General features: G+C 53.8%; 5 protein-coding genes and 8 tRNA genes. 3 read left to right on the forward strand and 10 right to left on the reverse strand.

All coding sequences use genetic code 11. From position 1 onward, the window contains the following. Positions 1-39: 39 nt before the first annotated feature. Together AC6ROY_RS23105 and AC6ROY_RS23110 are read right to left on the reverse strand one after the other, a co-directional pair. Positions 40-1,161, reverse strand: coding sequence for a PucR family transcriptional regulator (locus AC6ROY_RS23105; protein ID WP_500102938.1), 1,122 nt, complete (start codon positions 1,159-1,161; stop codon positions 40-42). 171 nt (positions 1,162-1,332) lie between these two features. Further along, complete coding sequence (locus AC6ROY_RS23110) at positions 1,333-2,187, reverse strand: NlpC/P60 family protein (RefSeq protein ID WP_500102939.1); 855 nt, start codon at positions 2,185-2,187, stop codon at positions 1,333-1,335. A 471-nt stretch (positions 2,188-2,658) separates the two neighbouring features. Here AC6ROY_RS23110 and AC6ROY_RS23115 point away from each other — a divergent pair, with 471 nt between their 5' ends. Genes AC6ROY_RS23115 through AC6ROY_RS23125 form a run of 3 tightly spaced genes read left to right on the forward strand, consistent with a single transcriptional unit; the run spans position 2,659 to position 5,289 of the window. Beyond that, positions 2,659-3,051 carry a hypothetical protein gene (locus AC6ROY_RS23115; protein ID WP_500102940.1) on the forward strand — a complete coding sequence of 131 codons (393 nt, stop codon included), beginning with the start codon at positions 2,659-2,661 and terminating at the stop codon, positions 3,049-3,051. An 8-nt stretch (positions 3,052-3,059) separates the two neighbouring features. Continuing rightward, positions 3,060-3,725 (forward strand): gluconate 2-dehydrogenase subunit 3 family protein, encoded by a 666-nt coding sequence (locus AC6ROY_RS23120; RefSeq protein ID WP_500102941.1) that lies wholly within the window; start codon positions 3,060-3,062, stop codon positions 3,723-3,725. Then, positions 3,679-5,289, forward strand: coding sequence for a GMC family oxidoreductase (locus AC6ROY_RS23125; protein ID WP_500102942.1), 1,611 nt, complete (start codon positions 3,679-3,681; stop codon positions 5,287-5,289). Before AC6ROY_RS23120 ends, AC6ROY_RS23125 begins: the two co-directional genes overlap by 47 nt. A gap of 79 nt (positions 5,290-5,368) precedes the next feature. Here AC6ROY_RS23125 and AC6ROY_RS23130 read toward each other — a convergent pair. The 8 genes from AC6ROY_RS23130 to AC6ROY_RS23165 form a co-directional block, all read right to left on the reverse strand. Next, positions 5,369-5,444, reverse strand: a tRNA-Lys gene (locus tag AC6ROY_RS23130). A 9-nt stretch (positions 5,445-5,453) separates the two neighbouring features. Beyond that, positions 5,454-5,539 (reverse strand) — tRNA-Tyr (locus tag AC6ROY_RS23135). 9 nt (positions 5,540-5,548) lie between these two features. Next, positions 5,549-5,624, reverse strand: a tRNA-Phe gene (locus AC6ROY_RS23140). Between the two features lie 163 nt (positions 5,625-5,787). After that, positions 5,788-5,864 (reverse strand) — tRNA-Asp (locus AC6ROY_RS23145). Between the two features lie 11 nt (positions 5,865-5,875). Then, positions 5,876-5,948 (reverse strand) — tRNA-Thr (locus AC6ROY_RS23150). 13 nt (positions 5,949-5,961) lie between these two features. After that, positions 5,962-6,037: transfer RNA gene (locus AC6ROY_RS23155), tRNA-Val, on the reverse strand. 20 nt (positions 6,038-6,057) lie between these two features. Then, positions 6,058-6,134: transfer RNA gene (locus tag AC6ROY_RS23160), tRNA-Met, on the reverse strand. 13 nt (positions 6,135-6,147) lie between these two features. Next, positions 6,148-6,235, reverse strand: a tRNA-Ser gene (locus AC6ROY_RS23165). Positions 6,236-6,345 lie beyond the last annotated feature (110 nt).

Raw genomic sequence — 6,345 nt, forward strand, 5'->3', positions numbered from 1 at the left:
CGCACCGCGGGATGACTATGCACAATCTTCACAAAAAAATCACTTTCTTTTCGTTACTTTGTACAATAGCATGGAAATCTTCACTAATACCGCATGGTTAAACGTTCTCACGTCGAGCCCGGTTTCCTGTTTAAACTTGTCCAGTCGATACAACAGCGTGTTGCGGTGGATGTACAGCTTTTTGGCTGTTTCGCTGACATTGCAGTCCAGTTGGAAAAAATGCTCCAGCGTCGTCATCGTCTCCGAATCGAAGGCAAGATCGCGCCTTTTCAGCACCCGCTCCAGAAAATTCGCCTTCTCGCTATCCGGAATCAAATGCACCAGCTTCTCCAACTGCAGCTCCCACGGCAAATGCATATTGCTGCCGATCTGGTACGTCCGCCCCAGCATAATCGTCTCCCGCAGCTGTAAAATGGCCGAGTACAGCGATTTCGACGGCAGCATCGGATAATGCACGGCGAGATGGCACTCCCCTACCCACTCATTTTCCAGCATCTCGTGCAATCCGTAGCCAAGTGTGGCGAGCCGGTCCTCCAGCGTTTCCTCGGACGAATCCGCCCGTTCTTCGCCTATATCCATCGTCAATATTTTCTCCGGACCAAGCACGAGCCATTCCTTGTCCGTCAGCGGAATCAGCGTGATGGAAGCGTCAAAAAACGACTCCAGCAGCTTCTTCAAATCGGTGTAATGAACCCGCCGCGAAGTCGTCTGATCGACATAAACCAACAATGGAATTTTTGTCGAATACAGCGACAGCTGCGAAACGAGCGGATCAGGCAGCTCGGCCTGCACATAACCAAGCTCCTGCTGGCCCTTGAACCAATCGCGGATTAACGCCGCCTTCCGCTCCTCTTCTCCGCTTGGTCCCGCCGCTTTCTTGTCTTGAAGCTTGCGGGCGTCCAGCATAAGTCCGATCAGTTGACGTTCCCGTGCGGAGACGCCTTCGGAAGGGAGCCGCAGCAGCAGGACATGATGCCCGTCCCGCTGAACCGGGATATAGGTCAAGTCGCCGAGGGTGAGTCCGGCAGGCGAACCTGTTTCGGATGCGGCAGTCCCGGTTTCCTTCATCATTGCGGCCCATTCTTCCGCAGACCGTTTTTCCACGTTGACAGTAATGCCCAAAACACTCTCGATTTGCTGTCGTACGAGTTCCCAATCCATCCTGAGGCTCCCTCTCTTTACGTGCGTCGGCCTTCAGATCACGCTGCCTCTGCCTGCCGCCGGCATTCTCTCTACGGACGTCCGGTTGACCGGCGTTTCCTCCGTATATTGTAGCATAAACGCTCTGCCGCACAAACAAAGGGAGCCCGAAGGCTCCCTCGCAAGCTTATATTACCGGATAACCCGGCGCGCTGTTACATAGTGCTCATCCCACCAGCCGCTTGTGATGCTGCTGAACTTGACTCCACCTTCGCCGTACGTATGAATCATCATCCCGTTGCCGACGTACATGCCGACATGCCCGATCTTGCCGCCTGAATCCCTGGTCGTGAAAAAAACCAGGTCGCCAGCGTCCAGCTTGCTGCGGCTGACAAAGGTGCCCTCCTTCGCCTGATCCCGTGACACACGCGGCAGATCAATGTCATATTTATTGAAAATCCATTTCATAAAGGAGGAGCAGTCGAATGTTTTCGTCTGGCCGTATTTGGCCCCGAAATCATAAGGAACACCCAAATACTGCTGAGCCGTTAAGATCAAATTTACGCGCAGCCGATCCTTCTCGGACAAAATCCGGCGCCCGCTGATAAACTGGCTGCTCCAATCGCTCACTTTTCTGGTAACCACCTCGGATTTGCTTTTGGAGGACATCACCATTTTGCCGTCGCCGGTATAAATCGCGGAAAAGGTCGGCTTGCCATTTTTTCCGAAAAACAGCACATCGCCTGGCTGAGCGGCTCCAAGGGAAGTAACCTTGGGACGGTTCATCTTAAACTGCTCGTCCAGCCCGCTGGGAAGTTTGTAATCAAGCGTTTCGAAAACATATGAAATCAGTCCGGCGGCATCGAATCCTTTACTCGGTGTTTCCCCGCCTGCGGCGTAATCTTTGCCTACCATTTTGGTGGCCAGCGATACGGCATCCATGTCATCATAAGCGGCGGAAGCCGTGCCTGCGAGTGCCCCTGTCAGCAGAAGAGCCAGCGCGGCAGTCATTCCTGCCGTACGAATGGAAAACGGTAAAATGTTCATCATGTTCCTCCTACTTTGTCAAGGTTTATCCATGTTGGGCAACGATTGCCCCCGCCCTCATAGATTACCATGGGAGAAAAACCAAACGCACCGAGTAATAACTTCCTCTGTTCGCAATCTATTTCCTTTATATCCAAAGCTGCCCACAACCCGTTCAGACCGCTGCAGCCCGCCTACATTTATCTCAACGCTGAAATAAGCGGCCCAAAGCCGCGCCAAACCTCGGTTTATGGTCACTGCCATGCAGCTCCCGCAGCATGAAAACCCTCCCCTTGCCCAATTCCTGCTTGTAGCCGACGGGAACAATTACCTTGTGCCTGAATCATGAACAGACCTAATCAAACCGGATGAACTCCAGGCTCTTGATACAGGATATAATTCACAAATGAGGGAAACCTGTGAAGGCTGCCCGCTTAACGAGCTTACCCAAATGTCATGTTCAAACAGCTTGAACCTGAAAGGAGGTCCCGCATGAATGGAAGCATCTGGTCTTTGGAACGATTCCTTTACCTCTTTGTAGCCGTTGCTTTTTTGGCTGTAGGCCTTCAGGTGACGCTTTCCCACTATCGGCAAAATTTCCATCACCGCTCGATGTGGGCGCCAGTCATCGCAGCTCCTGTATTTAGTCTATCGGCCTTGTGGCTCACCTACTCGCCCGGTACAACGGCGCTTCTGATGTTTGTGATCCTGATGTGGCTAGGCGTCGGAATCGGCTCCATCGGTGTATTTTTTCATGTGCACGGGGTTAAAGTCCGTGTCGGCGGCTACACGCTGCGCAATTTCATGACCGGACCGCCGGTCATGATGCCCGTCCTATTTTGCGCGCTCAGCGTCCTTGGCCTGCTGGCCTATTATTGGAGGTGAAGCTTCGTATGTCCGTCAAACGTCTGACCCGTTACCCTGCTTATGATGTTATGAGCCAGCAGCAGCAATGGGATACGCATACACGCCAGATTGTCAACGAACGTCTGCATACTTCGGGCGAATACAGCTTATTGTCGCCGATCGAAGCCGAAACGCTGCGCGCGCTGTGCAGCCTGCTCATGGATGACGGGCGCCCCGAAATTATCCAGTTTGTGCTGGATCATCTTGATCAAACTTTGGCCGCAGGTACGGAGAGCCAGCGCAAGCCCGGCATCCCGCCCGCCCCCGAGCTGATTCGCGCCGGTCTCCGTACGCTGGATACAGCGTGCCAGACCATGCATACAAAGCGATATTTCCACCTTGCCGAAGACAAGCAGCTGGCTATACTGGAGGAGCTCAGCCGGGACGAGGCGGCGCCTGTGCAGCTATGGCGAGACATCCCGGTGAAGGCTTGGTTCACCAAGCTGCTGCAGATTACCCTTGAAGCGTATTATTCTCATCCCGAAATCTGGTCCGAAATCGGATTCGGCGGCCCCGCCTACCCGCGCGGCTATGTGCGGATGCATCCCGCTGAGCCGGACCCGTGGGAAGCTCAGGAGCCAAGGAAGCAAGCGGCCGACTCGACCGATGGAGGAAGCCCGGAAGGGCGTCAACAGCATGAAGCGCAGCTATGAAGGTCAGGAAGTCGATGTCGTGATCGTCGGGGCAGGCGCGGCCGGCGGTGTGCTGGCCAAAGAGCTGAGCGAAGCCGGGATGCGGGTGGTCGTACTTGAATCCGGTCCATTTCGCGATCCGCAGCGGGATTTCGCCAGCGATGAACTGTCCATGCAGCAGCTCGGCTGGCAGCAGACGCGAATCGTTAATGGCTCCGATCCGTTGGAGATGGGCGCTAATTTGACAGGCTGGGGCGTAGGCGGAGGAACGACGCATTTTACCGGGGTCTTTCTCCGGTTTCATGAGACGGATTTTCAGGGGCGTACATTGGAGGGCCATGGGGAAGACTGGCCGATCACCTACGCGGAGCTTGAGCCTTATTACCGAAAGGTTGAGCAGGAGCTGGCCGTTTCCGGCCCCAAGCATTTCCCCTGGGGACCGTTCCGTGGCCCATACCCTTATCCGGAGCGTGATCCGATCAGCCCGAATGCCCAGCTATTTGCCCAAGGCTGCGAACAGCTTGGTATCCCGTGGACGGTGACGCCTCTTGCTATTTTATCCGCTCCCTTCGAGGGACGCCCTCCCTGCATCAACCGCGGCTTCTGCAACCAGGGATGTATGCCTAACGCCAAATTCAGCACGCTTATCGTACATATTCCCCAAGCAATTCGCGCAGGAGCCGAGGTGTTGGCCGATTGTACGGTTCTTCGTGTGAATACGAACGCTGCTGGCAGAGCTACAGGAGTCACATTCGAGCATATGGGCAGCTTGTATGAGCAGCGCGCCCGCATCATTATTTTGGCGGCCCATGTTGTCGAAACTCCGCGTCTTCTGCTAAATTCGGCCAATTCCCTTTTCCCCGAAGGATTAGCGAATCGCAGCGGCTGGGTGGGCCGATCGTTTATGACGCACAGCAGCCATGATGTGTATGCCCGATTTCCTCATGAGGTGCGGTTGTACAAGGGGACGCCTGTGTTGGCCTCAACCCAGCAGTATTATACTTCTTCGTCTGACCGCGACTTTATCAAAGGCTACACCTTACATGCGCACGGTGCGCGGCCCGTAAGCTTTGCACAAGGCATCTCCAAGTCATCCGGTCCCGAACAGCCACCGTTGTGGGGAGCACGGCTGCGGCAAGCCATGCTGGATTATAACTACTATGCACGGGTCACAATGGTCGGAGAGGTGCTTCCTAACCCCGATAACCGAATTACACTGAGTGACGCGAAAGATCACCTTGGCATGCCTGTGGCCCAAGTTACCTTCAGCTATGGCGACAATGATAAGCGGCTGATCATGCATGCTGTCGAGCAAATGAGCCGTATTCTGCAGGCGGCCGGAGGACAGCCTGAATTCATCGTGCCTGACAGCGCACATCTGATGGGCGGCTGTCGCATGGGGCTTGATCCGGGCACCTCAGTCGCCAACAGCTACGGACAATCGCATGACATTCCGAATTTATTTTTGTGCAGCTCCAGTTTGTTTGTCACTTCGGGAGCCGGAAATCCGACCAACACCGTCATGGCGCTCGCCTACAGAACCGCAGACTATCTCAAAGCACATGCGCTGAAGTCGGCATGGTAGCGGCTGATCAATTCGTTTTATTGCATAAAAATTGCATGAAAAAAAGCCCTTCAGTGAAGGGCTTTTGAGTTTGTGAAAATGGTGAGCCATGTAGGACTCGAACCTACGACACCCTGATTAAAAGTCAGGTGCTCTACCAACTGAGCTAATGGCTCGAAATGAAATGGTGGAGGCTGATGGATTCGAACCACCGAACTCGTCAGAGAACAGATTTACAGTCTGCTGCGTTTGGCCACTTCGCTAAGCCTCCGTAAAACTATGGTGGCTCGGGACGGAATCGAACCGCCGACACGAGGATTTTCAGTCCTCTGCTCTACCGACTGAGCTACCGAGCCATGTGTGAAATCTTCTTTAATTAAATCAACCTTGCACAGCATACAAAACCAAACCTTCAGACTTTCACCCCGACTTCCAGGAGACAATCCATGGCTGGTCTAAAACAACAAATGCTTTAATTAAACTTTTTGGTTTTCATCCTGTTTCCAGAAAATAAATTCATGGCGGAGCCGACGGGATTCGAACCCGCGGTCTCCTGCGTGACAGGCAGGCATGTTAGGCCTCTACACCACGGCTCCTCATGAAAGGGTGCCGCCGAGAGGACTTGAACCCCCAACCTACTGATTACAAGTCAGTTGCTCTACCAGTTGAGCTACAGCGGCATATAAAATTAAATGGTGGAGGCTGACGGGATCGAACCGCCGACCCTCTGCTTGTAAGGCAGATGCTCTCCCAGCTGAGCTAAGCCTCCACATTGTAATCAAAGTAAAATGGTAGCGGCAGAGGGGATCGAACCCCCGACCTTACGGGTATGAACCGTACGCTCTAGCCAGCTGAGCTACGCCGCCACAAAAAAATCAACGGAGAGAGAGGGATTCGAACCCTCGCACCACTTACGCAGTCTAACCCCTTAGCAGAGGGTCCCCTTGAGCCACTTGGGTATCTCTCCAAAGCTACATCTTCAAGGTTTGCGCCCTGAAAACTGGATACGAAACTTAGCATGCTGAATGCTACTTGCTTGGATAAGCCCTCGACCGATTAGTATTCGTCAGCTCCACA

The sequence above is a fragment of the Paenibacillus sp. sg306046 genome (assembly GCF_059821225.1).